Origin of the sequence: Streptomyces sp. HUAS 31 (assembly GCF_028198125.1) — a bacterium.
Classification (GTDB): Bacteria; Actinomycetota; Actinomycetes; order Streptomycetales; family Streptomycetaceae; genus Streptomyces; species Streptomyces chartreusis.
In genome coordinates this window covers 136,955-160,159 of sequence record NZ_CP116353.1, presented here as the reverse complement: position 1 = coordinate 160,159, position 23,205 = coordinate 136,955, and the positions used below count along the sequence as shown (strand labels likewise).

General features: G+C 68.3%; 25 protein-coding genes and 1 pseudogene. 16 read left to right on the top strand and 10 right to left on the bottom strand.

The features are described 5' to 3' along the window. Nucleotides 1-16: 16 nt before the first annotated feature. From PGH47_RS00765 to PGH47_RS00750, 4 genes are all read right to left on the bottom strand, one after another. Nucleotides 17-1,456, bottom strand: a complete 1,440-nt coding sequence (locus PGH47_RS00765; protein WP_271661703.1) for a GH1 family beta-glucosidase — start codon at nt 1,454-1,456, stop codon at nt 17-19. Between the two features lie 96 nt (nt 1,457-1,552). Continuing rightward, nucleotides 1,553-2,473, bottom strand: a complete 921-nt coding sequence (locus PGH47_RS00760) for a carbohydrate ABC transporter permease (protein WP_030944117.1) — start codon at nt 2,471-2,473, stop codon at nt 1,553-1,555. A 12-nt stretch (nt 2,474-2,485) separates the two neighbouring features. Further along, entirely contained in the window at nt 2,486-3,481 is a 996-nt protein-coding gene (locus PGH47_RS00755) for a carbohydrate ABC transporter permease (RefSeq protein ID WP_030944119.1), read from the bottom strand. Nucleotides 3,482-3,573: 92 nt separating this feature from the next. After that, nucleotides 3,574-4,884 carry an ABC transporter substrate-binding protein gene (locus tag PGH47_RS00750; protein ID WP_271661702.1) on the bottom strand — a complete coding sequence of 437 codons (1,311 nt, stop codon included), beginning with the start codon at nt 4,882-4,884 and terminating at the stop codon, nt 3,574-3,576. A 298-nt stretch (nt 4,885-5,182) separates the two neighbouring features. Between PGH47_RS00750 and PGH47_RS00745 the strand changes: the two genes are divergently transcribed. Beyond that, nucleotides 5,183-6,211, top strand: a complete 1,029-nt coding sequence (locus PGH47_RS00745) for a LacI family DNA-binding transcriptional regulator (protein WP_271661701.1) — start codon at nt 5,183-5,185, stop codon at nt 6,209-6,211. Between the two features lie 39 nt (nt 6,212-6,250). Here the strand turns inward: PGH47_RS00745 and PGH47_RS00740 are convergent, their stop codons facing one another. Beyond that, a complete protein-coding gene (locus tag PGH47_RS00740) occupies nt 6,251-6,913 on the bottom strand; it encodes an NADPH-dependent F420 reductase (RefSeq protein WP_271661700.1) in 663 nt (220 codons plus the stop codon). Nucleotides 6,914-7,229: 316 nt separating this feature from the next. Here PGH47_RS00740 and PGH47_RS00735 point away from each other — a divergent pair, with 316 nt between their 5' ends. From PGH47_RS00735 to PGH47_RS00690, 10 genes are all read left to right on the top strand, one after another. Continuing rightward, nucleotides 7,230-7,550, top strand: coding sequence for a gas vesicle protein GvpO (locus tag PGH47_RS00735; protein WP_125524066.1), 321 nt, complete (start codon nt 7,230-7,232; stop codon nt 7,548-7,550). A 34-nt stretch (nt 7,551-7,584) separates the two neighbouring features. Next, nucleotides 7,585-8,028: a gas vesicle structural protein GvpA gene (locus PGH47_RS00730; protein ID WP_271661699.1), complete on the top strand. Its 444-nt coding sequence runs from the start codon at nt 7,585-7,587 to the stop codon at nt 8,026-8,028. A 3-nt stretch (nt 8,029-8,031) separates the two neighbouring features. Then, the gene (locus tag PGH47_RS00725; protein WP_271661698.1) at nt 8,032-8,775 is read left to right on the top strand and encodes a GvpL/GvpF family gas vesicle protein; all 744 of its coding nucleotides are present in this window, start codon (nt 8,032-8,034) and stop codon (nt 8,773-8,775) included. A 1-nt stretch (nt 8,776) separates the two neighbouring features. After that, entirely contained in the window at nt 8,777-9,031 is a 255-nt protein-coding gene (locus tag PGH47_RS00720; RefSeq protein ID WP_125524069.1) for a gas vesicle protein GvpG, read from the top strand. Between the two features lie 7 nt (nt 9,032-9,038). Next, the gene (locus PGH47_RS00715; protein ID WP_271661697.1) at nt 9,039-9,653 is read left to right on the top strand and encodes a histone protein; all 615 of its coding nucleotides are present in this window, start codon (nt 9,039-9,041) and stop codon (nt 9,651-9,653) included. A 6-nt stretch (nt 9,654-9,659) separates the two neighbouring features. Continuing rightward, nucleotides 9,660-10,718 carry an SRPBCC family protein gene (locus tag PGH47_RS00710; protein ID WP_271661696.1) on the top strand — a complete coding sequence of 353 codons (1,059 nt, stop codon included), beginning with the start codon at nt 9,660-9,662 and terminating at the stop codon, nt 10,716-10,718. After that, entirely contained in the window at nt 10,711-11,085 is a 375-nt protein-coding gene (locus PGH47_RS00705) for a gas vesicle protein (RefSeq protein ID WP_271661695.1), read from the top strand. The genes PGH47_RS00710 and PGH47_RS00705 overlap by 8 nt, the downstream gene beginning before the upstream one ends. Nucleotides 11,086-11,101: 16 nt before the next feature. Further along, complete coding sequence (locus PGH47_RS00700; protein ID WP_271661694.1) at nt 11,102-11,917, top strand: GvpL/GvpF family gas vesicle protein; 816 nt, start codon at nt 11,102-11,104, stop codon at nt 11,915-11,917. 20 nt (nt 11,918-11,937) lie between these two features. Beyond that, complete coding sequence (locus PGH47_RS00695; protein WP_030944144.1) at nt 11,938-12,165, top strand: gas vesicle protein; 228 nt, start codon at nt 11,938-11,940, stop codon at nt 12,163-12,165. 86 nt (nt 12,166-12,251) lie between these two features. Beyond that, nucleotides 12,252-12,533 carry a gas vesicle protein K gene (locus PGH47_RS00690; RefSeq protein WP_271667939.1) on the top strand — a complete coding sequence of 94 codons (282 nt, stop codon included), beginning with the start codon at nt 12,252-12,254 and terminating at the stop codon, nt 12,531-12,533. Between the two features lie 250 nt (nt 12,534-12,783). On the opposite strand, the gene PGH47_RS00685 is transcribed toward PGH47_RS00690, so the two are convergent. Both PGH47_RS00685 and PGH47_RS00680 read right to left on the bottom strand, forming a co-directional pair. Next, nucleotides 12,784-13,629 (bottom strand): alpha/beta fold hydrolase, encoded by an 846-nt coding sequence (locus PGH47_RS00685; protein ID WP_271661693.1) that lies wholly within the window; start codon nt 13,627-13,629, stop codon nt 12,784-12,786. Between the two features lie 388 nt (nt 13,630-14,017). Further along, nucleotides 14,018-14,967: pseudogene (locus PGH47_RS00680) on the bottom strand (alpha/beta hydrolase). Nucleotides 14,968-15,645: 678 nt separating this feature from the next. Between PGH47_RS00680 and PGH47_RS00675 the strand changes: the two are divergent. After that, entirely contained in the window at nt 15,646-16,671 is a 1,026-nt protein-coding gene (locus PGH47_RS00675) for an alcohol dehydrogenase catalytic domain-containing protein (RefSeq protein ID WP_271661692.1), read from the top strand. A 79-nt stretch (nt 16,672-16,750) separates the two neighbouring features. Continuing rightward, nucleotides 16,751-18,067 (top strand): YhgE/Pip domain-containing protein, encoded by a 1,317-nt coding sequence (locus PGH47_RS00670; RefSeq protein WP_271661691.1) that lies wholly within the window; start codon nt 16,751-16,753, stop codon nt 18,065-18,067. A 205-nt stretch (nt 18,068-18,272) separates the two neighbouring features. Here the strand turns inward: PGH47_RS00670 and PGH47_RS00665 are convergent, their stop codons facing one another. Then, on the bottom strand, nt 18,273-19,091 hold the full coding sequence (locus PGH47_RS00665) for an SAM-dependent methyltransferase (protein WP_271661690.1): 819 nt from the start codon (nt 19,089-19,091) through the stop codon (nt 18,273-18,275). 172 nt (nt 19,092-19,263) lie between these two features. Here PGH47_RS00665 and PGH47_RS00660 point away from each other — a divergent pair, with 172 nt between their 5' ends. After that, nucleotides 19,264-19,611, top strand: coding sequence for a WhiB family transcriptional regulator (locus PGH47_RS00660; protein ID WP_271667938.1), 348 nt, complete (start codon nt 19,264-19,266; stop codon nt 19,609-19,611). Nucleotides 19,612-19,699: 88 nt separating this feature from the next. On the opposite strand, the gene PGH47_RS00655 is transcribed toward PGH47_RS00660, so the two are convergent. Next, a complete protein-coding gene (locus PGH47_RS00655) occupies nt 19,700-20,440 on the bottom strand; it encodes a VOC family protein (protein ID WP_271661689.1) in 741 nt (246 codons plus the stop codon). Between the two features lie 129 nt (nt 20,441-20,569). Further along, on the bottom strand, nt 20,570-20,782 hold the full coding sequence (locus tag PGH47_RS00650) for a DUF4287 domain-containing protein (RefSeq protein ID WP_271661688.1): 213 nt from the start codon (nt 20,780-20,782) through the stop codon (nt 20,570-20,572). A gap of 151 nt (nt 20,783-20,933) precedes the next feature. On the opposite strand from PGH47_RS00650, the gene PGH47_RS00645 reads away from it, so the two are divergent. Both PGH47_RS00645 and PGH47_RS00640 read left to right on the top strand, forming a co-directional pair. Then, complete coding sequence (locus tag PGH47_RS00645) at nt 20,934-21,896, top strand: threonine ammonia-lyase (RefSeq protein WP_271661687.1); 963 nt, start codon at nt 20,934-20,936, stop codon at nt 21,894-21,896. A gap of 58 nt (nt 21,897-21,954) precedes the next feature. After that, complete coding sequence (locus tag PGH47_RS00640; RefSeq protein WP_271661686.1) at nt 21,955-23,100, top strand: serine hydrolase domain-containing protein; 1,146 nt, start codon at nt 21,955-21,957, stop codon at nt 23,098-23,100. Nucleotides 23,101-23,205: the final 105 nt, after the last annotated feature.

Genomic DNA, 23,205 nt, shown 5'->3' with positions numbered 1-23,205 from the left:
CGAGCCAGACAATGGATCAGGCGCCGGGCAGAACGCCGGTGCGGGCCACCTCCGAGTACCAGCGGGCGCTGGCCTTCGGGATGCGGGCGCCCGTCGGGTAGTCCACGTAGACCGTCCCGAAGCGCTTGCTGTAGCCGTGTGCCCACTCGAAGTTGTCCAGCAGCGACCACAGGAAGTAGCCGCGTACGTCCGCGCCGTCCGCGATGGCCTGGTGGACCGCGGCAAGGTGACCGCGCAGGTAGCCGATGCGCCCGGGGTCGTTGACCCGGCCGTCAGGGCCGGCGTAGTCGTCGAAGGCCGCGCCGTTCTCCGTGATGACCAGCGGCAGCCGCGGGAAGTCGGACGCCAGCCGGCGGAGCAGGTCGTACAGTCCCGTGGGGTCGACGGCCCAGCCCATGGCTGTGGTGTCGCCGGGCGGCTGGTGGAAGGCGACCTTGTCCGCTGCGGGCCACGGGCTGTGCGAGCTGTTGCCGTGTCCGTCCGAGGTGTGGCTGCCCGTACTGCCGGCCTCCGAGACCAGGGTGGGCGTGTAGTAATTGACGCCGAGGAAGTCCAGCGGCTGGTTGATCTGCCGCAGGTCGCCGTCGCGGACGAAGCTCCAGTCGGTCAGGGTGGCGGTGTCCTTGAGCAGGTCCTCCGGGTACTCGCCCTGAAGCATCGGACCGGTGAAGACCCGGTTGGCGAGCGCGTCGATCCGCCGGGCCGCGTCGGCGTCGGCAGGGTCGTCGGTCAGTGGCCGGACGTGGTGGATGTTCAGGGTGACCGAGCACTGGCCACCCGTGGGGAGCCGGTCGCGCAGCGCCTCCACGGCCATGCCGTGCGCCAGGTTGAGGTGGTGGGCGGCGCGCAATGCCGCGACCGGATCCGTGCGGCCGGGAGCGTGAACGCCGGAGCCGTAGCCCAGAAACGCGCTGCACCAGGGCTCGTTGAGGGTGGTCCAGGTCGTCACCCGGTCGCCCAGGGCGTCGGCGGCGAGGGCCGCGTACTCGGCGAACCGCTCTGCCGTGACCCGCTCCGGCCAGCCCCCGCCGTCCTCCAGCTCCTGCGGCAGATCCCAGTGATACAGCGTGGCGACGGGCTTGATGCCCTTCGCCAGGAGCTCGTCGACGAGGCGCCGGTAGAAGTCGAGTCCCTTCTGTACGGCGGGGCCGCGCCCGGTGGGCTGGATCCGGGGCCAGGCGAGGGAGAAGCGGTAGGCGCCGAGACCGAGGTCGGCCATGAGGGCGACGTCCTCGCGCCAGCGGTGGTAATGGTCGGTGGCGATGTCACCGGTGTCGCCGTTGCGGACCCGGCCCGGCGTCCTGGCGTACGTGTCCCAGATCGACGGCGTGCGGCCGTCCTCGGCGGCGGCGCCCTCGATCTGGTACGAGGCGGTCGCGGAGCCCCAGAGGAAGTTCGCGGGGAAGGTGCGGGCGCCGTCCATGCCGGACTCGCTCTGCTGTGCAGCGGTGACCACGTAAGTCCTTTCAAGAATGAGCCCGTTCGCGAGCAGGCGAAGGGGCGAACACGGTTGTACGGGCCCGGCGTTCGTAGCCCGGGCCGGTGTGCGAGGTCAGCCCTTGACGGCGCCGGCCATGATGCCGCTCACGATCTGGCGACCGAAGACGATGAACATCGCCAGCAGCGGAAGCGTGCCGAGCAGCGCCCCGGCCATGATCAGTGACTGATCGCGGACGTACCCGGCACTGAGCTGGGTCAGGGCGACGGGGACGGTCGGATTGGTCATGTCGAGGACCACGAACGGCCAGAAGAAGTCGTTCCAGGCATGCACGAACGTGATCATGAACAGGACCGCCATCGCGGGCCGCGCCACCGGGAGCACGATGCTCCAGAAGATGCGCAGCGAGTGCGCTCCGTCGACGCGCCCCGCCTCGACGAGTTCGTCCGGCAGCGCCTCCGAGAGGTACTGCCGCATGAAGAACACCCCGACCGCGCTCACCAGCGTGGGGAAGATGACGGCGGGCAGCTGCTGCGCCAGCCCGAGTTCGGACATCATCATGAACAGCGGTACGACGCCGAGTTGGGGCGGCACCATCATGGTGCCGATCACCAGCATGAGCAGGATGTTGCGCCCCTTGAAGCGCAGCTTGGCGAAGGCGAAGCCCGCGAGGGTCGCGAACATCACCGTGGACAGCGCGATCACCCCGGCCACGATCGTGCTGTTGATCATGGCCTTGCCCATGGCCGCCTCGTCCCACGCGCGGGCGAGATTGCTGAACAGATTGGGGCCGGGCAGGAAGGGCGGCGGCGTCTGGCTGACGCGGGTGTTGTCCGTGGACGCCGCCACCATCGTCCAGTACAGCGGGAAGATCGACAGAATCGCCATGACGGCGAGCAGGACGTAGGCGAGCGGCCCCGCGTGATGCTGGCGGCCGGCACCCGGGCGCAGCAACCGCCGACCGCGGCGGCGGGGGCTTTCGGGTTCCGTCCGGACCGGGATGTCGGTGCGGACCGGGAGGCTGTTGACGGTCATGGGGGCTCCAGGTCAGGGCGTGCGGGGGCGCAGCCGGCGGATCAGGCGCTGCACCGCGAAGACGAGGATGAGCAGCAAGAACATCGCCCAGGCGACAGTCGCCGCGCGGCCCATCTGGTAGTTCTTCCAGCCCTCCTCGTACAGCAGCAGCCCGAGCGTCTGGTACTGGTTGTCCGCGCCGCCGGTGACTCCGTTCGGCCCCTGGCCGAAGATCAGCGGCTCACCGAAGAGCTGAGTGGCCCCGATCGTGGAGAGCACGATCGTGAACACGATGGTGGAGCGGATCCCGGGCACGGTGACGTGGGTGAACTGCTTCCACCGCGAGGCACCGTCGAGGGAGGCGGCCTCGTATCGCTCGGCGGGGATGGCCTGCATGGCGGCCAGGTACAGCAGCGCGTTGTAGCCGGTCCAGCGCCAGATCACGATGGTCGAAATGGCGGCCTGGGCGGGCCACTTGTCGGCCTCCCAGTCCAGCGGGTCGATTCCGACCACGCCCAGCATCCAGTTGATCATGCCGAAGTCGCGTTCGAAGAGCATGGTGAACACGAGAGCGGCCGCGCCGACGGACGTGGCATAGGGGACCAGGGACGCCACGCGGAAGAACAGCGAGGCGCGCATCCGGTAGTTGAGCAGATGCGCCAGGCCGAGCGCCATCAGCAGCTGCGGCACCGTGGAGATGACGCCGATGGTGAACGTGTTCTGCAGCGCGTTCCAGAACCGCGAGTCGTTGACGAGGTCGACGTAGTTGTCCCACGCCACCCACTCCATGACGTCCAGGGTGGCGAGCTCCACCCTGTGCAGAGAGATCCACGCCGTATAGACGAGGGGGTAGAAGCTGAACGCGGCGAAGACGACGAAGAACGGCGCGACGAAGGCGTACGGCGCGCCCTTGAGGTCCAGCCGGTGCAGCAGGGCACTGCGTCGCTGACCAGTGCGTCCGTTGCCCGTCTTCGGGGACGGGCCTGGAGGCTCCTCGCCGGCCAAGGCGTTCGTGGTGGAGGTGGCCACCGGATTTCCTTCCTGACAGCGGATGTCCGAGCCGGGACCGGGGCGCGCCGGCAGATGGCGGGCGCGCCCCGGTCGGCCTGAAGGCCGAGGGGTCAGCCGACCGCCTTCTCGATGCGTTCCGAGGTGGTCTTCCACGCCTTGTCACGCGAGGTGCCCTGCTCGACCAGGGCCAGACCCTGGGAGAAGGTGTCCTTGATCGTGCCGTCCTTGCGGCCCAGGACCTGCTTGTCCGGGATCTGCTGCGCGGCGGTACCGAAGATCTGGCCGATCGGCGCGTCGCTGAAGTACTCGGACGTGACGTTCTTGACGTCGTCACGCTCCAGCGAGGTGCGGGAGGAGGGGAAGTTGCCCAGCTTCTCGAAGATGTGGGCCTGCTGCTCCGGCGCGGTCAGCCATGCGACGAGCTTCTGCGCCTCCGCCTTGACAGGGCTCTTCTCCACGACGCCGAGGAAGGAGCCGCCCCAGTTGGCGCCCTTGGGAGCGTTGGCGACGTCCCACTTGCCCGCGTTCTCCGGGCCGGCCTTCTCGCTGATGTGGCTCAGCATCCACGCCGGGCAGACGGCGGTGGCGAACGTACCGTTGGCCAGTCCCGGGTCCCAACCCGGCTGGAACTGACGGAGCTTGGCGCTCAGCCCGGCGTCCGCGGCGTCGGCGGCGAGGTTCCACGCCTCCTTGACGACCGGGTTCTTGGAGTAGATGAGGCCGCCGTCCGCGTCGTAGTACTGCTCCGGGTAGCCGTAGACCATGGCGTTGAACAGACCGCTGGCCGAGTCCATGTAGGCGACCTTGTCGCCCTTGTAGTCCTTCTCGAAGGTGCGGCCGACCTCGACGTACTTCTTCCAGTCGCCCGCCCACAGCTTGCCCACCGCCTCGCGGTCGGTAGGCAGTCCGGCCTGCTCGAAGTAGTCCTTGCGGTAACAGACGGCCATCGGGCCGCTGTCGGTCCCGAGGCCCAGGACCTTGCCGTCCTTGGTGGTGATCTGGGACTGCTTCCAGGGCAGGAAGTGGTCGGTGCCCGCGATGCCGGCGAAGTCCGCGAACTTGGCCGACTGGGTCTCCGTCACCTCCTTCGCACGGCCGATCTCGATGCCCTGGATGTCCTTCAGACCGTTGCCCGCGGCGAGATGGGTCTGGAGCGCGGTGTAGTACGTCTGCTCGTCACCGGCTATCTCGGCCTGGATGTCGACGTCGGGGTTCTCCTTCTCGTACTGCTCGAGCAGGCCCGACTCCTTGAAGCCCATCACCCCGTACATGCCCATGGTGATGACGACCTTGCCGTCCTTCTTGCCGCCGCCCGTGACCGATCCGTCGCCACTGCTGCAACCGGCGACGAGTGCCAACGCGCCGACGGCCGCGGCTGCTGCCGTCAGCCTTCTCCCGCGCGACGTACCGAGACTGCTCATGAATCTTCTCCCTACGGCCGGCGCAGTCGTATCGGACGGACACGAAAGCGGTGACCAAGCGGCTCCGGTGAGTAGTGGGAACGTGCCCACTCCTGGGTGGGCACGTTCCCACCGACGGGAAGCAGACTCATGGCAGCGAGCGGATCTGTCAATGACTTGAACGCGATCAGCGGCCGAATCAGGGTCCGTGCGTTCATCTTTCGTGACGGACAGGCCGCCTGCCCGGCCTCGCCGTCTGCCAGAATTAGTGCTGGTCACCACGCGGTCGACACTGCCGCGGCTTCAGGGAGGGGAGTGCATGGCTGGAAACCGCCGTCCGACGATCAAGACGGTCGCCGCCCGTGCCGGTGTGGGCCGGACGACGGTGTCCCGTGTCGTGAACGGCTCGCATCTGGTCAGCGCCGACGCCAGGACCCGGGTCCTGGCAGCGATCAAGGAGCTCAACTACGTACCCAACTCGGTCGCCCGCGGCCTCGTGACCAGCCGCACCGACGCGGTGGCCCTGGTCATCCCGGAATCGGCCAGCCGACTCGGCTCCGAACCCTTCTTCGCCGCACTCATCCGGGGCGTCAGCCAGGCCCTCGCCGACCGTCGCACTCAGCTCCAGCTGATGCTCGTCCGCGACCAGGCAGAACGGGAGCAGCTGACCGAGTCGGTCGCGGAGCGCCGGGTGGACGGGGTCCTCCTGGTGTCCGTCCACTCCGACGACCCGCTGCCCGCCATGCTCGAGGAGATGGGCCTGCCCACCGTGCTCGCCGGCCGCCGCGACGCGGACGAGCGCCTGAGCTATGTGCACGCCGACAACGCCGGGGGAGCGACCGAGGCGGTCCGCCACCTGCTGCGCAGCGGACGGAAGAAGGTGGCCACCATCGCCGGACCGCTGGACATGGACGTCGGCCGCAGCCGCCTCGACGGCTGGCGAACGGCACATGAAGAGGACGGTCTGTCCGCGCCGGAAACCCTCGTAGAGGTCGGCGACTTCAGCTGGGAGAGCGGGAGCCGGGCAATGCGTTCGCTTCTTGAACGTGCCCCCGATCTGGACGCCGTGTTCGCCGCCTCCGACCTCATGGCGATCGGCGCGCTGGAGGAACTGCGCCGCCAGAAGCGGCAGGTTCCCGGCGATGTGGCGGTCGTCGGATTCGAGGACTCCCCGCACGCCCGCTGGACCAATCCGCCCCTTACGACGGTGCGTCAGCCGGTGGAGGAACTCGGGAGCACGATGGTCCGCATCCTCGCCGACATCACCGAAGCGGGCGCGGAGCGGCAGCAGTTGATGCTGCCGACGGAGTTGGTGGTGCGGGAGTCCTCTGGCGGGCCCGGGATCTGACGGGGCAGCAGCCAGGTACCCGCGAGGGCGTCGGGGCCGTCAGCCGCGGAACTCCGACCCTCGCTCCGGCGCGGCAGCCGCCAGCGCCTCGGTGACCCCCTTGGAGTCGGCTCGCAGCCCGTACACCGGTGTGCCGGGCTGCTGACGCCAGGAGTCATCGAGCCCGCCCGCGTCCACGGTGTCGAACCCCATCTCCCCGATGAGGGCCATCACCTTGCGCTTCGCCGCCTGATCGTCGCCCGCCACAGGCAGAGCCATCCGATCGGCGGAGCCCTCCGGCCGGGCACGATCGAGGAGGTCCTGAGCGAAGGTGCCATTGAACGCCTTGATCACGGGATGCCCGATCTGACGCTCGGTCCAGCGGCTCTCGGTCAGCCCCTCGTCCTCGATCGCGTCGATCCTTCCGTCCCGCTGATTCGGGTAGTAGTTGCCGGTGTCGACGACCGCGACACCCTCGGCCGCCCCGTCCAGCAGCCCGGACGGCAGGTTCGGGACCGCCTTCACGGGGACGGTGACGACGACGATCTCGGCACCGCGGGCCGCGTCCTCCACCCGGACCGCGGTGGCGCCGGTCTCCTCGGCCAGCTCCGTCAGGGTCTGCGGACCGCGCGAGTTCGCAACCGAGACGTCGTGCCCGAGCGAGGTGAGGCGACGCGTGAGGTTACCGCCGATGTTGCCCGCGCCGATGATGCCGATCTTCATGACAGGCCTTCCGGATCAGAGAGCTCGTGACCACGGCTCCAACCCCGTCACGAGTACGGCTATTCCGAGCCGGCCGCCGAACGGGGGTCGTTTACCGCCATCGGGCACGCAGACTCGGGCCACGCCCCGCTCGAAGATCCATCTCCGACCGACACCGCGCACCACGCAACGCCGTCCTGGCCCTCTGCTCCACCCGTCCAGCTGTTCGCGGCGCCGGTTCGGGAGGGCGGCAGGGCTCCGGACGGCGGACGTCCGCAGCACCCCGATGGCTGCCGCTGGGATGCGGGACCTTCCGGCAGTGACCAGGGTGGACGTCATGGCAGAAGAGCGTCGCTCGCACGCGAGGAAAACCTCGACCGCGTCCACCCGCCGCACAGCATCCGCTCGCGGTCCGGAACACGCCGCGCGTGCCGCCTGCCGCAGCCTGGAGGGGCTGATCGACCATCCCACCGAGGGCGTGTCGGCCGTCACGCGGCAGGACGACGGATGGTGCGTCGTCGTGGACGTCCTGGAACTCCCCAGGATCCCGGACACGACGAGTCTGCTCGCCTCCTACGAGGTGCAGGTCGACCAGAACGGCGAACTCTTGGAATACCGCAGGGTCCGCCGCTATCGGCGCGGCTCCGCCGACGAGTGAGTCCGTTTTCCCCCGACGACCGGAAGGACGTCCCATGCCTGCGACCACCTACTCCGACGAGGTAGTGGCGTGCCCCCCGCGCGCCGGCACGTTGTACGACGTGCTGGAACTCATCCTCGACCGGGGCATGGTGATCGACGTGTTCGTCCGGGTCTCCCTGGTCGGCATCGAGATCCTCAAGATAGACGCGCGCATCGTCGTGGCCAGCGTGGACACCTATCTGCGCTTCGCCGAGGCCTGCAACCGGCTCGACCTGGAACGGGATTCCGGAAGCACGACCGTTCCCGAGCTGGTAGGCGGCGGCGTCGCCAAGTCGGTCGGCAAACGCAAGGTGCGCAAGGCGGCGGAGACGGTGGGCGACACCGTACGCAAGGCTGTCGGTGGTCGACACGAGGAGTCCGAGGAAGAAGAGGAGGAACGTCCGAGCAAGCGGCGTGCCTCCTCGGGCAGCGGTAGCCGACGACGCTCGGAGGGATGAGCTGTGTCCACCGGTGGTGTGTACGTCTATGCGATCGTTCCGGCCGATGCGGTGCTGCCCGCTGATGCGGGCGGTGTGGGCGGACCGGCCGCTCCGCTGCGGACGATCAGGGAGGGCCGGGTCGCAGCCGTCGTCAGCGACGCGCCGCACAAGCTGCGCGCCCGACGACGCGATCTGCTGGCCCATCAGGAACTTCTGCAGCGCCTCGCGGACGACGGACCCGTACTGCCCATGCGCTTCGGCATGATCGCCCCGGACGAGGAGACGGTGAGCCGGCAACTGGCCGACGCCGGCAGGGACCACACCGCCGCCCTGGAACGTATCTCTGGCGGCGTCGAGGTCAATCTGAAGGCATTCCCGGCGCAGAACGCGCTCGCGACCGTCGTCACCGAGGACAGGAAGGTCCGCCGGCTACGGGACGAGGCACGCCGCCGCCCCGGCTACGAGGCCAGTCTGCGACTGGGCGAGGCCGTGGCCTTCGCCCTGGCCGCCCGTGCCACCGAGGCGGGGCGCCGTATCTTTCGCGAACTGGCGCCCCTGGCCCGCGAGGTGGCCGCGGGACCAGATGTCGAGGGCTGTGTGCTCAACGTGTCGTTCCTCGTCGACCGGGGCGCGCACGAGCGCTTCCGCGCCACGGCCCAGCAGTTCGCCGACGGACACCGTGAACACGTGGAACTGCGTCTCGCGAGCCCTCTGCCCTGCTACAGCTTCGTCACCGGCGTGCCGGCTCGGACGGCAGGAGTCTGACATGGGGCTCATCACAGGACTGCTCACCCTGCCCATCGCCCCGGTGCGGGGTGTCGTCTGGGTGGCGGAGAAGCTCCAGGACGCCGCCGAGCGTGAACTGCACGACCCGGCCGTCCTCCGCACCCAACTGGCCGTGCTCAACAAGGAACTCGAAGACGGCTTCATCAGCCTGGAGGAGTTCGAACGGGAAGAGGAACGGCTGCTGGACCGGCTCGATGCCGCCACCGCCCGCCCTGCGCCGAGAGATCGAAGGTGACTCACTCATGGATGACCAGGCCAAGCTCACCCTCGCGGCGGCGCTCATGGGGGGTTACGTCCTGGGGCGGACGAAGAAGGGCCGGCTCGCTCTGACCGTCGCCACCTATTTGGCGGGCAGACGGTTCGGTCTCGAACCCCGTCAGCTCGTCGCGGAAGGAATGCGCCGTCTGGGGGAGGTCCCTCAGGTCGCCGAGTTGCAGGAACAGCTGAGAGGCGAAGTCCTCGAAGCAGGCCGCAAGGCCGTCACGGCCGCGGCCGACCGCGGCATGGCGACACTCGCCGACACCCTCAGCGACCGTACGGCCCGCCTCCGCGAGCGCGACGAGGACGAGGCTGGGGAGGCGGAGGAGGAGTACGAGGACGAGGGCGGGCCGGAGGAGGAGCACGAGGAGGAAGAAGAACCGGAGGAGCCTGCCGGGGCGCGCGCCGGCAGGCGTGGCGCTCGGCAGCCGAGCCGGTCCCGAAAGGCACCCACCACGTCGGCCAAGAAGAAGGCCCCGGCCAAGCGGACGGCGGCAAAAAAGACAGCCGCGAAGAAGAACCCGGGAAAGAAGACCACGGCAAAGAAGACGACCTCGTCGAAACGAGCAGCGTCTCAGGGCGCCGGACGTCGGAGGTGACCCGCCATGGCCAAAACGGACACGGATGAACCCGAGGCGGCGGAGTCGGGCGTGGACCGCCTCCGCGCGGAGCTGTCCGACTACCTCGGTGCCCAGTTGGAGCGGATCACCGAGAAGGCGGGCGGCAAGCTGACGGACATCACCGGCAAGCTCACCGACGTGGCCGAGAACGGTGGATCGCTCTCCGCGATCGGTACCCGTGTCCTCCAGGGCGCGTCGCCACTGAAGGCGTTCATCGGGGACAAGGCGAACAGCGTCAAGGACGGCACGGTGGACAAGGTGAAGCAGGCCTTCGGTGGCGGGGGCAAGGGGAAACGCAAGTCCGGCAGTGACAAGGTCACGCACATCTTCGAAGTCCAGGACGTGGGGGTGCCGCTGCGCAGGGCCTACGACCACTGGACGCAGTTCGAGAACTTCAGCAGCTTCGCCAAGGGCGTGCGCGACGTCTCGAAGGGCGACGAGGTGAGCAGCGACTGGAAGGTCAAGGTCGGCCCTTCCTCGCGTGCCTTCAAAGCGACCGTTCAGGAGCAGGTGCCCGACGACCGGATCGTGTGGACGTCCGAAGGAGCCAAGGGCACGACACGGGGTGTCGTCAGTTTCCACGAACTGACGCCCAACCTGACGCGGATCGTCCTGGTCGTGGAGTACTACCCCTCCGGCTTCTTCGAGAAGACGGGCAATCTGTGGCGCGCCCAAGGGCGCCGCATGCGGCTGGACTTCAAGCACTTCGTGCGCTTCGTCACGCTCACCGAGGAGGAAGCCGAAGGGTGGCGCGGCGAGATCCGGGACGGGGAGGTCGTGGTGTCCCACGAGGAGGCCCTGGAGAAGGAAGAGGCCGAGGACCAGGAATCGCCGGACGAGGACGAGCCTGAGGACGAGGAGGACGGCGAGTACGAGTACGAGGACGAAGAAGACGGCGAGTACGAGGACGAGCCCGAGGCCGAGGACGACGAGGAGCAGGACGAGGAGCAGGACGAGGACGAAGTCGAGGAAGAAGACGGCGAATCAGACGACGAAGAAGCGCCTGCCAAGAGGCGTGGAACGAGCAGGCGGCGCCGTGGCTGAACTGGACTTCCGAGGGGCGGCCCAGCCGGTGGCAGGACCCCCGACCGCCAGCCTCGCCGACATCCTCGAACGCGTCCTCGACAAGGGCATCGTCATCGCCGGAGACATCAAGATCGACCTCCTCGACATCGAGTTGCTCACCATCCGACTCCGGCTGTTCGTGGCATCCGTGGACACCGCGAAGAAGGCCGGGATCGACTGGTGGGAAACCGATCCGGCGCTCAGTTCGCGTGCGGCTCGCGACGCCCTGCGGGAGGAGAACAACGAGTTGCGGCGTCGCCTGGAGGCACAGGGGGCGGGGGAGGACGAGGCGCCCCAGGCGGTTGACGCGCCCGGCGCGGGCAGCGCGGCCACACAAGGGAAATGAAGGAGAGCACAGGCACATGACGGAGCATGGCCCTGCGGTTCCGGGGACTCAGGCCACCTATGTCTTCGCGGTCTGCCGTGATGTCGACCCGGCAGTCGTCCGTGATCTGCCCGGCGTCGATGCCGTGGAGCCCGTGCGAGCGCTGCCACTCGGGACGCTGACGGCGGTCGTCCAGTCCGTCCCGGCGGCGGACTTCACCGATGAGGCCTGGCAGTCGCGTCTGTCCGACCAGCGTGAGCTGGAACGCTACGCGCGCGCCCATCACGAGGTGGTGTCCGCGGCGGCCGCCGGCTCGCCCACCGTCCCGCTGCCGCTCGCCACGCTGTATCACGGCGACGAGCGGGCGCGGCAGGCTCTGGCCGAGCAGGCGGACCGGTTCCATTCCGCACTGAGGCGTACCGAGCGCCACGCCGAGTGGGGGGTGAAGGTGTACGCGCCGGCAGAGCCGCGGGTCGCCCCGGACCCCGTCGAGCCCTCGCCGGTGACCCAGCCCGGCCGGACACGCCCCACCCCCGGGGCCGGCCTCGCCTACCTGGAGCGCAAGCGGGGGATGCACCAGCGACGGGAGCGCCGCCACGACGACGCCCTGCGCACGGCCGAGGCCGTGGACGCCGAAGTGAGCCGCCTGGCGACAGCGTTCCGCAGGCTCCGGCCGCACGGCGCCCAGCAAACCGGGGAACGGGATGTCCAAGTCCTCAACGCCACATACCTCGTGGCAGACCATCGAGCCGACGAGCTCGTACAACTGACCCGCACGCTGCAGGAGCGGACCGGGACGCGGATCGAGCTGTCCGGGCCGTGGGTCCCCTACTCATTCGTCGGCGAGGTGTAGGCGATGGCGAGGTGCCGGCGATGACGGGGGCGGTGGTGCCCTGGGACAACCCCGAGCCGCTCAGCGGCCCCGTGGGAGTGCCACTCGTGGATCTACTGGACCGGGTCCTGGCGACCGGCGTGGTGATCAGCGGAGACCTGGTCATCGCGATCGCGGAGGTACCACTGGTCCGGCTGTCGCTGCATGCCTTGCTGTCGTCGGTGAACGAGCGTGTTCCGGCACCCTGGGCGGACGGGGGACCGCTGTGACCGAGGGCGGCGGAGGGGGCACACCTGTGACCGAGGGCGGTGGACGGGGGACCCCTGTAGCTTACGGCGGCGGACGGGAGACCCCTCTGCCCGACGGCAGGCGCCTCGACCTGGACCCGGATCAGGTGGGCCGCGACCTCGTAGCGCTCGTCCTGACCGTGGTGGAACTCCTCCGCCAGCTGATGGAGCGCCAGGCGATCCGGCGGGTGGAGCAGGGTGACCTCAGCGAGCAGCAGATCGACGAGATCGGAACGACCCTCATGCTGCTCGACGAGCGCATGACGGAACTCTGCGAGCAGCACGGCTTGCGCCCGGAGGACCTGAACCTCGACCTCGGCCCCCTCGGCACCCTCCTGCCCCGGGACTGAAGCGACCGCGAAGAGACCATCGCGTTGAACGCTGACGTCTGAGCGGTGCGCAGTTGCCGGCCCGAGTCTTGGATCTGTGAGAGCGGGTGCTCCGGGGAAATGCGACTTGAAGGGCGAGATGAGGCGCAGCCTCATCGCCGAGCGGGGTGTGAGAGGTCGCCCACCGCCTCGAGTTGCCGAGGCGGTGGGCGACGGCCGTCGACCGGATTCCGGCTCTCGTCCTGTCTGACCGAGAGTGCTTCGGACCGGATCAGCGGACAGTTCGCGCCGCCTTCTCGATGATTCGGGTGACGGCGTCCGGGTGGGAGACGGTCACCGCATGGGAGGACCGGATCTCCTCGATATGGGCGCTGGCGCGCTCGGCCATGAAGACCTGGAGCTCCCGCGGGATGATGCGGTCGTTCGAGCCGACCAGCGCCCAGGAGGGGATGGTCTTCCAAGCGGGCTCACCGGAAGGCTCGTTGAGGGCGGTGCCAGTGCCGGGGCGCTGAGTGACCGCCATCATGCGGGCGGTGTTCGCGGAGACATCGGCGCCGAAGGCCTGGTGGAACTTGGACTGGTCGATGTAGAAGTCGAAGTCCTTGGCGCCGTCGGGCTTGGTGATCGGGACGGGCCGTAGAACGTCGCCGATCACGCTGCCCTCGAACTTGCTCGCCAGCTCGTTGACGCTCTCGCCCGTGTCGGGCAGGAAGGCATCGGCGTACACGAGTGCCTTGACGTTGTCGGCGCCACGGACTGCGTTGCTGATCACCGCTCCGCCGTAGGAGTGCCCGACCAATATGACCGGCCCATCGATGGTGGCCAGCAGGTTCTTTACGGCGGTGGCGTCGCCGCTCACACTTCGCAACGGGTTGGCCGCGGCCAGCACCGGATAGCCGTCTTCCTTGAGCTGCTTGATGACGCCGTTCCAGCTCGAGGAGTCCGCGAACGCGCCGTGGACGAGTACGACGGTCGGCTTGGCAACCGTTGAAGTGGTGGTGCCCTTGCTGGCGCTCGCCGACCCCACCGACGTGGCCACGAGGGCCGAGGCGATGGCTGCGGTGGCCAGGAGGGTGAGGGGCGTGCGGGCACGCCGAAGACGTGAATGGCGGTACATGAGAAGCCTTTCGAGGCAGAGGTTGCAACCAAGTCCTGAGAGTGGACATGGATGGATTTGCGGCAGGGTGTTGCCGCAGGTCAGGGAGAGACGGGCCATGGGCGGCACGCGGGATCACGTCCGCGGCTTGCCGGCAGCGGGGTACGACCGAGGATCGGCTCAATGACCCGGCCACGCTCGACTGGTCACCGTGCCTGGATCGGCAGGATGTCGAGCGACCGTACTGACTGGCCCGCTCAAGGTGCTCATCGCGTCGCTGGGGTCGAGGCGCAGGGGAAAGGAACGGATGATCCACGTTCTGTGCCAACGGAGTCCACGCATACGCGTACCGAAGTGGTGATCAGTACGGCTGGTCCTTGCGGCGCTGCGGTTGGGCAGCGCAGGACTCTCAAGCGCTGCGGAAGGCGGTGCTCAGGGTGTGAATGGCCAGCTGCATCCCGGCAGTTGTCGCCTGCGTGGGACGCAGCGGGTTAAGCATCATGAAGTCGTGCAGGGTGCCATTGATGCGGATATTCATGGTGGGCACGGCCGCCTGGATCAACTTGGCCGCGTACGCCTCGCCTTCGTCCCGAAGCACGTCGTTCTCGTCGACGATGACGAGCGCGGGCGGCAGTCGCTGGAGGTCCTCCAGGCTCGCCCACAGCGGTGAGGCGGTGATCTCCGCCCGATGGGCGGGGTCGCTGGTGTAGCAGTCCCAGAACCCGGCCATGGACTTGGCGGTGAGGACGGGGCCGTGCGCGAACTCCCGGTAGCTTTCGGTGTTCTGGGAGGCGTCCGTGACGGGGTAGTACAGCGACTGGTGCACGAAGGTCACGTCGCCGCGCTGCTTGGCCATGAGGGTGAGGGCTGCGGTCATATTGCCGCCGACGGAGTCGCCGGCCACCGCCAGGCGAGACGCATCGAGACCTTCCTCGGCACCTTTCGCGGTGATCCATTGAGCGGCCGCGTACGCCTGCTCGATGGCGACCGGGTACTTGGCCTCCGGCGAGCGGTCGTACTCGACGAACGCGACCGCGGCGTTCGCCCCGACGGCGAGCTCGTGCACCAGACGGTCATGGGTGCCGGCGTTGCCAAGGAACCAGCCGCCACCGTGCACGTAGAGGACGACCGGCAGTGATCCCCGGAAGCCGACGGGCTTGACGATGCGTACCTGTACATCCCCACGTCGACCGGCACAGTGATCCACTTGTCCTCCACGTCCGGTTTCTCCACCGGCGCCGCCTGAAGGTCGTCGAGCACCTTCCGGGCGCCCTCCGAACCGAGTTCGTAAGAGAAGGGCGGGTTGGCCGTGGCGTCGGCCAGCTCCTGCGCCGCAGGTTCCAGAACGTGCTGGGGCATGGTTGCACTCCTTAGGTTGGCAGGCCCTCTTGGCAGCTTTGAATCTAATGACCAGGTAAGTGCGAAATGTGTGACAGGCCTGGAGATAAACGGCTGTGACCTGCGGTTTCATGGGTGCCGAGGCCGCATGCTGCTCGCAGGGCGTGCGATGCGTAACGGTCTGCTCACGATGTGTGAGAGCGGCACGTCGGGCAACGCGTCGACCACTGGACGCGATCACGAAGGCGCGGGCCAAGAGGCTGCTGGTGCGTGGTACCGGGCGGAGGTGCATTCTGAGAAACGGAGGCCGCCGACAGACAACGTTTCGAGCCAGGGAGTTGGTCATGCCATCCCTGCACTTCCACGTGAACTCCTCGATAAGTCCGGACGAGGTGATGGGCGTACTGACGGTCGAGCGGGGTGATACGTGGGCAGAGGCGTCGACGTCAGACTCGAACGGCACCCCACCTCGTTCAAGTCAAAGGTGATGTCTTCGATCATCCCCTTCGCCGGGCCGGTGTTCCGCAAGTCCTTCAAGGAACCCCTGCACGCCATGTAGTCGCGCTGCTCATGCTCAAGAGTCGTGTGCAGTCACGTGGTCCGGCGATGTCGAACGCTCAACCCTTACCTCAGTGTGCGGTTGCCCCCTGTCGTCCGCTGCCTCGGGCGCCGCCGCCGTTCCTGACCCCGGGGAAACGCATGAACACCTATCGAGTTGCCCAGGTCGACACCGCGAACGGGTCCTTCCGGATCGTCGAGCGGGAGGTGCAGCATCCAGGCCCTCGCCACGTAAAGGTTGCCGTCGAGGCCTGCGGAATCTGCCACAGCGACGCCGTCTTCGTGAGCGCCGGCATGCCCGGCGTGCGGTTCCCTCTGGTGCCGGGCCACGAGGCCGCCGGGCGCATCGAGGAGCTCGGAGAAGGGGCCGAGGCCGGCGGCTGGAACGTGGGGGACCGCGTCACGGTGGGCTGGTTCGGAGGGAGTTGCGGTCGCTGCATTCCCTGCCGGCAGGGCGACTTCATCGTCTGCGACAACCTCAAGATTCCCGGCTACGCGTACGACGGCGGCTTCGCCGAAGCCATGATTGCGCCGATCGACGCCCTGGCCCGGATCCCCGAAGCCCTGAAGGCGTCCGACGCGGGACCCATGGCCTGCGCCGGCGTCACGACGTACAACGGTCTGCGACGCAGCTCCGCCCGGCCCGGCGATCTCGTGGCCGTACTGGGCATCGGTGGTCTCGGCCACCTGGGCGTGCAGTACGCGGTAGCCATGGGATTTGAGACCGTGGCCATCGCCCGAGGCGCGGAGAAGGCCGAGTTCGCCAAGCAATTGGGAGCACACCACTACATCGACAGCACAGGGGGGACCGCGGTTGCGGAATCCCTGCTCTCCCTGGGCGGCGCCAAGGTCGTACTCGCCACGGCCGGAAGCTCCGACGCCATCGCGGCAACGGTTGACGGCTTGACGCACCGGGGCGAACTCGTCGTCATCGGAGTCAGCCCCGACCCCCTGGGAATCGGCCCACTTCAGCTGATTCTGCGCGGCAGGACCGTACGTGGCCACCCGTCCGGCACCGCACAGGACGTGCAGGACACCATGGCGTTCAGCACCCTGCACGGCATTCGCCCGACGGTGGAGACCCTGCCGCTGACAGAAGCCGACGCCGCCTACCAGAAGATGCTGTCGGGAGCCGCACGCTTCCGCATGGTGCTCACTACCGGCTGACACTGCGTGCCGACGCCGAGCTGCGCACGCAAGTCCATCGGTTCCAGACAGCCCAGGACCGTGCCCGTATGGGAGTTCCATGACCTCAAAGGGTTCCGGGAAGCAACCGTCACTCGCGCGTGCTGTCGTTGTGGCGCGGCACGGGAAGATCTGGCTGGTGCCGACCGTCCTGTCCGCACTGGTGGCCCTGTGCCTGACGCTGCTCTATATGGGCGGCATCCTCAACCCGAACGGCAACCTGCGCCATCTGCCCATTGCCCTGGTCAACTCGGACCAGGGGCCACCGCTGCCAGGACAACAACAGACCTTGGGCGAACAGGTGAGCCGGTCGGTCGCTGCAGCGACCCCAGCAGACGCCGTGCAATGGCGCCGGCTCAGCCAAGCTCAGATGCGGGACCAACTCGCGTCGGGCAAGATCTACGGCGCTTTGGTGATCCCGAGCGACTTCACCACCTCGGTGGCGGCACTGACAACCAGCCAGGCCACAACGCGGCCCGCCCTCACCGTCCTGACCAACCCCGGCCTGGGCAGCCTCGGCTCCTCCCTGGCCAGCCAGATCACCCAGCGCGCGGCTCACCAGGCATCCCTGACGATCGGCAAGCGACTGGCAGCCCAAGCCACCGAACAAGGCGCCAACACCACGACCCAATCGCTCCTTGGCGACCCTGTCACCGTCACCACCAAGGTGGGCCATCCCGTCGGGGGCCACAGCGGCCTCGGTCTGAGTGGCTTCTACTTCACACTGCTGCTGGTGCTGACCGGATTCGTCGGCGGAAACATCATCAACAACGGCGTCGACGCGGGCCTGGGATACACCGACAACGAGATCGGGCCCTGGCACACCCGACGCCCCACCGTGCCCATCAGCCGCACGCAGACGCTACTGCTGAAAATGCTCATGACCGCGGGCATCTGCGTTCTCACCACCAGCCTGATCATGGTCGCCGCGATCGGGATCCTGGGCATGGACGCCTCGCACCTGCCCCTGCTGTGGCTCTTCTCCTACTGCGCCAGCCTGGCCGTGGGCCTGGGAGTGCAGGCCATCAACGCCGCCTTCGGCGGGATCGGCCAAGTGGTCTCCATGTTCGTCTTCATCGCCCTGGCCCTGCCCTCCTCAGGGGCGACGATTCCCCTCCATGCCGTACCGGGTTTCTACCGCTTCCTGGCGCTGTTCGAACCGATGCGGCAACTGAGCGACGGCGTAAGGGCCATCCTCTACTTCGACGCCCGAGCCGACGCCGGCCTGACCCGAGGCTGGGTCATGATCGCCATCGGCAGCGCTCTCGCCCTGCTGTTCGGGTTCGCCATGACCCTGTACTACGACCGCAGGGGACTGCACCGTTTGACCGCACGCCCCGCGTCCCCCACATCCACCCGCCCACCGGAGCCGTCCTGACCCTCACCTACCCGTCCATCCGGACACGTCATGAAGACGGCGTTCTGTTTGCCACACTCGATGCCGGGCCCCTCGGCCTCCTCGGAGTCGACCTCGTCCTAGGTCTCGCCGGTGGATGAAGTCTCGGTCCGTGATCGAAGCGGGTCCGCCCTTCGCTGAGGAGCAGCCGCGCGACCCGCCACCCCATTCCGCACATACTGCCGGCTCAAGACTTGCGTGCCAGCCCCGCCGTGATGAGGTGCTCCCAGACGGTGAGTTCCCGTCCGCCGGCGTCGGCCCACTGGCTGTCGACCGCTTCCGGGCGCCACAGGGGCGCGGGAACGATGCCGGGGGAGAGGATCTCCAGGCCGTCCAGCAGGTGCTCGATCTCCTCGTCGCTGCGCCACCGGCCACGGCCGAAGGTCTGTTGCAGAACCTTCTCCGCCTCCCTCGTCTCCGAGTTGTTGCCGGAGCGGAAGTGACTGACGAAGAAGTAACTCCCGGACGGCACACGGTCGCGCCAGTAGCGGACGATCCGTGCCGGTTCCTCGTCGTCGTTGACGTGGTGAAGGATGGCGCTGAACATGACGGCCACCGGGCGTTCGAAGTCGATCAGTTCCCGGGTGTCCGGGTGTTGATACACGTCCTCGGGATTGCGGATGTCGGCGGCGACGACGCGGGTCCGGTCGTTCTGCTCCAGCAATGCGCGGCCGTAGACCAGGACTTGGGGATCGTTGTCGACGTACACGACACGGGACTCCTGAGCGTGCCGCTGTGCCACCTGGTGGACGTTGTCGGCCGTTGGCAGACCACTGCCCAGGTCGATGAACTGCCGTACGTCGGTCGTCGTCACAATCTCCTTCACCGCCCGCGTCAGCGCCGCGCGGTTGGCGAAGGCGATCCCCACCGAGCCGGGAAGGTCCCGTTTGAAGACATCGCCGATCTCCCGGTCTACGGCGTAGTTGTCCTTCCCGCCCAGCAGATAGTCGTAGACACGCGCGATACTGGGTGTGGTGGAGTCGATCGAGATGCCCTCATCCGTCATGACCACCATCTTCGCCCGTGGCAGACCCTCCTGACCACTCGGATGGGACAGGGAACCCATAGCGCTACCGTCCCTACCAGGCAAGCACCGCTCACCCGAAGGTGTGACAACGTACTGCGGACTCGGCAGAAGCCGCAGAACGACGTACTGTCATATGCCGGTCGCCTACGGCATGGAGGCAACCGGCATCACCGGTCCAGGGGAGAGGACGGCATCGCAGATGACGGGCACCGACTGGAGTGAGCGTGGACTGTGCCGGACGGCCAACCCTGACGACCTGTTCGTCGAAGGGGCGGCACAGAACCGGGCCAAGGCGCTTTGCGGCGGCTGCGGCGTACGGACGGAGTGTCTCGCCCATGCCTTGGACGAGCGCATCGAGTACGGCGTGTGGGGAGGCATGACCGAGCGGGAACGCCGGGCTCTGCTGCGGCGGCGGCCGACCGTGACGTCTTGGCGGCGCCTGCTGGAGACGGCCCGCGCCGCACATGAGCGCACCGCCGTGACTCTCAAGGCGAGTTGAACCCCGGGTCTGCCGGCCGCCTGAACCCCAGGTCTTCCGGCCGCCGATGCAATCGGTCTGCGGCCGGGGGGTTTTGCGGGCTCCGGTTCTACGACAGGGCGAGGACGCAGAATTCGTGGCTCTCGGGGTCGTTCAGGCACGTCCAGGGGGCGTCGCCCTGGCCGAGGTCTAGGTCGGTGGCGCCCAGGGCTCGTAGCCTGGCCACCTCCGCCGCCTTGTCGTCACCGGGGTAAGGCAGCAGGTCGAGGTGGACGCGGTCCGGCACGGTCTTCACGTCGGGCGTGCGGATGAACTCCAGATAGGGGCCGGCACCCTTGGCGGAACGCAACACCGCCTGATCGTCGGTGGTTTCGTGCAGGACCCAGTCCGTCGCCTCGCCCCAGAACCGGGCCATCGCCCGCGGATCCGCACAGTCGACCACCACCGCGGCGATCGGCCCGGTGTCCCGGTAGACCTCCCGAGGCTCCAGCACACAGAACTCATTGCCCTCCGGGTCGGCGAGCACCGTCCACGGCACGTCGCCCTGGCCCACGTGGGCCGGCGTGGCACCGAGGTTCAGAAGACGCTCGACCAGTTCCTCCTGATGGGCCGCGGAGGTGGTGGCGAGATCTAGATGCACACGGTTCTTCGTCGCTGACTTGGCTTCCGGGACGGGAACGACGTCGATGCCGACGACGATCGGGTCCGGCCAGACGAGGCCACCGGGAGGTCCGACATAGGTGGTCACGCCGGCGCTGTAGGCACTCCAGCCGAGCGCCTCGGCCCAGAACCGACCGACCGCCGAGGCATCGAGTGCCTTGATGTTCACGTGCACAGGTCGCAGTGCCATGTCAGCGATCCTATGCAGCGCTCGCCAACGACACCCTCACCCTCGCCGAACGGACGAGGCGCCCCGTTCTCGTGACCGTCGGGGAGTCCTGACGGTCGACAGTGGCGGGGCGTCCGTGCTCTTCTCTGGCTACTTGCCGGCGTCCTCGGCGAGGGTGTGTGCGACGAGGGCGTTGGCGTGGCCGTGGCCCAGGCCGTGCTCGGACTTGAGCCAGTTGACGAGCTCCATGTGCTTGGTGAGCGGGGAGGTGCGGATGAGTTCCTTCCACTCGGCGATCGGGCGGCCGTACTTCTTCTCGATGGACGGGAAGTAGCTGGCGGGACCCTTCACTTCGGCGGTCATGGGTGTCCTCATTTCCTGGCTGTTGATGTGTTGTCGATCATTCGACCGGCGAAGGCCACCAAAGTCATCGCTGCGGACGGTGTGTGCTGGGTCACGAGCGTTCGAGCGGAGGTGACATTGCCGAAGGCCGACGGCGCTACGCTGCTGTGTCGTGCAGGAGACACGCCTGAGCACTGCCCGGATCCGGGCGGCCCGCCGAGTGATCGACCCGGTCTTTCTCGACACGCCGCTGTACCGCTGCGAGGCGCTGGAGCCAGCCCTCGGCTGCACGGTGAGCATCAAGCTCGAAACGGCGAACCCGGTCCGCAGCTTCAAGGGGCGCGGCACCGAGGTGGTCGCGAGCCGGCTCGCCGAGCAGGGCCCGCGAGCCGTGGTGTGCGCCAGCGCGGGCAACCTCGGCCAGGCTCTGGCTTGGTCCGGCCGAGGTCGCGGGCTCGACGTCACCGTCGTGGCGTCCCGCTTCGCGACCGCCGCCAAACTTGACCGCATCCGCGCACTGGGCGCCAAGCTGGAACTGGTGGACGGCGACCACGAGATGGCGCGCGAGCGGGCCGCGGCCATTGCCCGCGACGACGGCATTCGGCTGGTCGAGGACAGCCTCGACATCGAGACCTGCGAAGGCGCAGCGACCATCGGGCTGGAGATGGTGGACACCGTGCCGTCCTTCGACACCGTGTTGATCGCCCTCGGTGGCGGAGCGCTGGCCACCGGGGTGGGGCATGTGGTGAAGGCATTGGCGCCCGAGGTCGAGGTGATCTGCGTCCAGCCGGAGGGCGCACCGGCGATGACCCGCTCGTGGCACGGGCGGCGCGTCGTCACCACCGACTCGACCGACACCATCGCTGACGGCGTCGCCGGCCGATGCCCGATCCCGGCCGTCCTGGACGACCTCCTCGTGGTCGCCGACGACGCGGTCCTGGTCCAGGAGGCGTCGATCATCGCCGGCATGCGGATGCTCCTCGACCGTGCCGGCCTCGTCGTCGAACCGGCGGCCGCACTCGGCATCGCGGCGCTCCTCGAGGACCGTGACCGCTTCGCCGGCCGGCACGTGGTCACCATCGTGTGCGGCAGCAACGTAGACATGGACGCGTATCACCGCTGGGTCGGCCGATGAATTTCCGGCGCCCGGACAGTCGTAGACCCTACGACCACCTAGACCGGAAGGCCGCCCGATGAGCGCTCTGCACGACACCCTGCACCGGTACGTCGACGACGGGACGGTGCCGGGCGCCGTCGGCCTTGTGGCCCGCGGCGAGGATGTGGAGGTGGTGACCCTCGGGTCGGTGGACTTCGACGGCACCGCCCCCATGGCGAGGGACTCGCTCTTCCGGATCGCGTCGATCACCAAGCCGATCACGGCGGCCGCGGTTCTGATGCTGGTGGAGGAGGGGCGGCTCGCTCTGGAGGCGCCGGTCGAGGAATGGTTGCCGGAGATCGCCAAGCAGAGCGTGGTGCGCACTCCCGACGCGGCGGTCGACGACGTGGTCCCTGTGAGCCGTCCGATCACCGTCGAAGACCTGCTCAGCTCCCGCACCGGCTGGGGCTTCCCTTCCGACTTCTCTCTCCCGGCGGTGCAGTCCCTGTTCACGGTGCAGAAGGACGGCCGCGCCCTTCAGGACTGGCCCGACGCGGACACCTGGCTCGGCCTCCTCGCGCAGGTGCCGATGCTCCACCAGCCGGGAGACGCCTGGCTGTACGGCACCTCGTCCGACCTCCAGGGCATCCTGGTCGCCCGTGCGTCGGGCGGCACATTCCCCGACTTCCTCGCGGAACGGATCTTCGAGCCGCTGGGCATGACCGACACGGCCTTCGAGGTGACCGAGTCGAAGCGGCACCGCTTCACCTCGGCCTACTCCCCGACCCCGGACGGCCCTCCTGAACTGACGGACACCCCCGACGGGCTGTGGAGCCGCCTCCCACGCTTCCACTCGGGCGGCGGCGGCCTCGTCTCCACGGCCGACGACTGGCTGGCCTTCGCCCGCATGCTGCTGAACAGCGGCGATGGCAACGGCCACCGCATCCTCACCCCCACCTCGGTCAGCCGCATGACCACCAACCACCTCACGGCCGAGCAGCGCGCCGACGCCACGCTCTTCCTGGAGGGCCAGGGCTGGGGCTACGGCGGCCAGGTCGACGTCACCCCGGCCGACCCCTGGAACGTCCCCGGCCGCTACGGCTGGGTGGGCGGCACCGGTACGACGGCGTACATCGTCCCGACCACGGGAACGATCGCGATCATGTTGACCCAGGTGGGGATGACGAGCCCGACACCGACGCCGCTGATGCGGGACTTCTGGCGGAGTGTGGCCGGGAGCTAGGGACCGCCTGGCAAGGGGGCGGCCTCCAGGTGCGCGGTCGCTGCGCCATCGGCCCTTCGGGAATTCCGTTGCCGAGCAACGGCGGGCCAACTAGATTCTCCGAGC

Coding starts and splice junctions, on each gene's coding strand:
- PGH47_RS00650 (WP_271661688.1), bottom strand. CDS start 20,782: ATGACCGCCGAAGTGAAGGGTCCCGCCAGCTACTTCCCGTCCATCGAG.
- PGH47_RS00710 (WP_271661696.1), top strand. CDS start 9,660: ATGGCCAAAACGGACACGGATGAACCCGAGGCGGCGGAGTCGGGCGTG.
- PGH47_RS00735 (WP_125524066.1), top strand. CDS start 7,230: ATGGCAGAAGAGCGTCGCTCGCACGCGAGGAAAACCTCGACCGCGTCC.
- PGH47_RS00640 (WP_271661686.1), top strand. CDS start 21,955: ATGAGCGCTCTGCACGACACCCTGCACCGGTACGTCGACGACGGGACG.
- PGH47_RS00720 (WP_125524069.1), top strand. CDS start 8,777: ATGGGGCTCATCACAGGACTGCTCACCCTGCCCATCGCCCCGGTGCGG.
- PGH47_RS00685 (WP_271661693.1), bottom strand. CDS start 13,629: ATGTACCGCCATTCACGTCTTCGGCGTGCCCGCACGCCCCTCACCCTC.
- PGH47_RS00675 (WP_271661692.1), top strand. CDS start 15,646: ATGAACACCTATCGAGTTGCCCAGGTCGACACCGCGAACGGGTCCTTC.
- PGH47_RS00750 (WP_271661702.1), bottom strand. CDS start 4,884: ATGAGCAGTCTCGGTACGTCGCGCGGGAGAAGGCTGACGGCAGCAGCC.
- PGH47_RS00730 (WP_271661699.1), top strand. CDS start 7,585: ATGCCTGCGACCACCTACTCCGACGAGGTAGTGGCGTGCCCCCCGCGC.
- PGH47_RS00745 (WP_271661701.1), top strand. CDS start 5,183: ATGGCTGGAAACCGCCGTCCGACGATCAAGACGGTCGCCGCCCGTGCC.
- PGH47_RS00655 (WP_271661689.1), bottom strand. CDS start 20,440: ATGGCACTGCGACCTGTGCACGTGAACATCAAGGCACTCGATGCCTCG.
- PGH47_RS00760 (WP_030944117.1), bottom strand. CDS start 2,473: ATGACCGTCAACAGCCTCCCGGTCCGCACCGACATCCCGGTCCGGACG.
- PGH47_RS00660 (WP_271667938.1), top strand. CDS start 19,264: ATGGAGGCAACCGGCATCACCGGTCCAGGGGAGAGGACGGCATCGCAG.
- PGH47_RS00695 (WP_030944144.1), top strand. CDS start 11,938: ATGACGGGGGCGGTGGTGCCCTGGGACAACCCCGAGCCGCTCAGCGGC.
- PGH47_RS00715 (WP_271661697.1), top strand. CDS start 9,039: ATGGATGACCAGGCCAAGCTCACCCTCGCGGCGGCGCTCATGGGGGGT.
- PGH47_RS00665 (WP_271661690.1), bottom strand. CDS start 19,091: ATGACGGATGAGGGCATCTCGATCGACTCCACCACACCCAGTATCGCG.
- PGH47_RS00700 (WP_271661694.1), top strand. CDS start 11,102: ATGACGGAGCATGGCCCTGCGGTTCCGGGGACTCAGGCCACCTATGTC.
- PGH47_RS00670 (WP_271661691.1), top strand. CDS start 16,751: ATGACCTCAAAGGGTTCCGGGAAGCAACCGTCACTCGCGCGTGCTGTC.
- PGH47_RS00740 (WP_271661700.1), bottom strand. CDS start 6,913: ATGAAGATCGGCATCATCGGCGCGGGCAACATCGGCGGTAACCTCACG.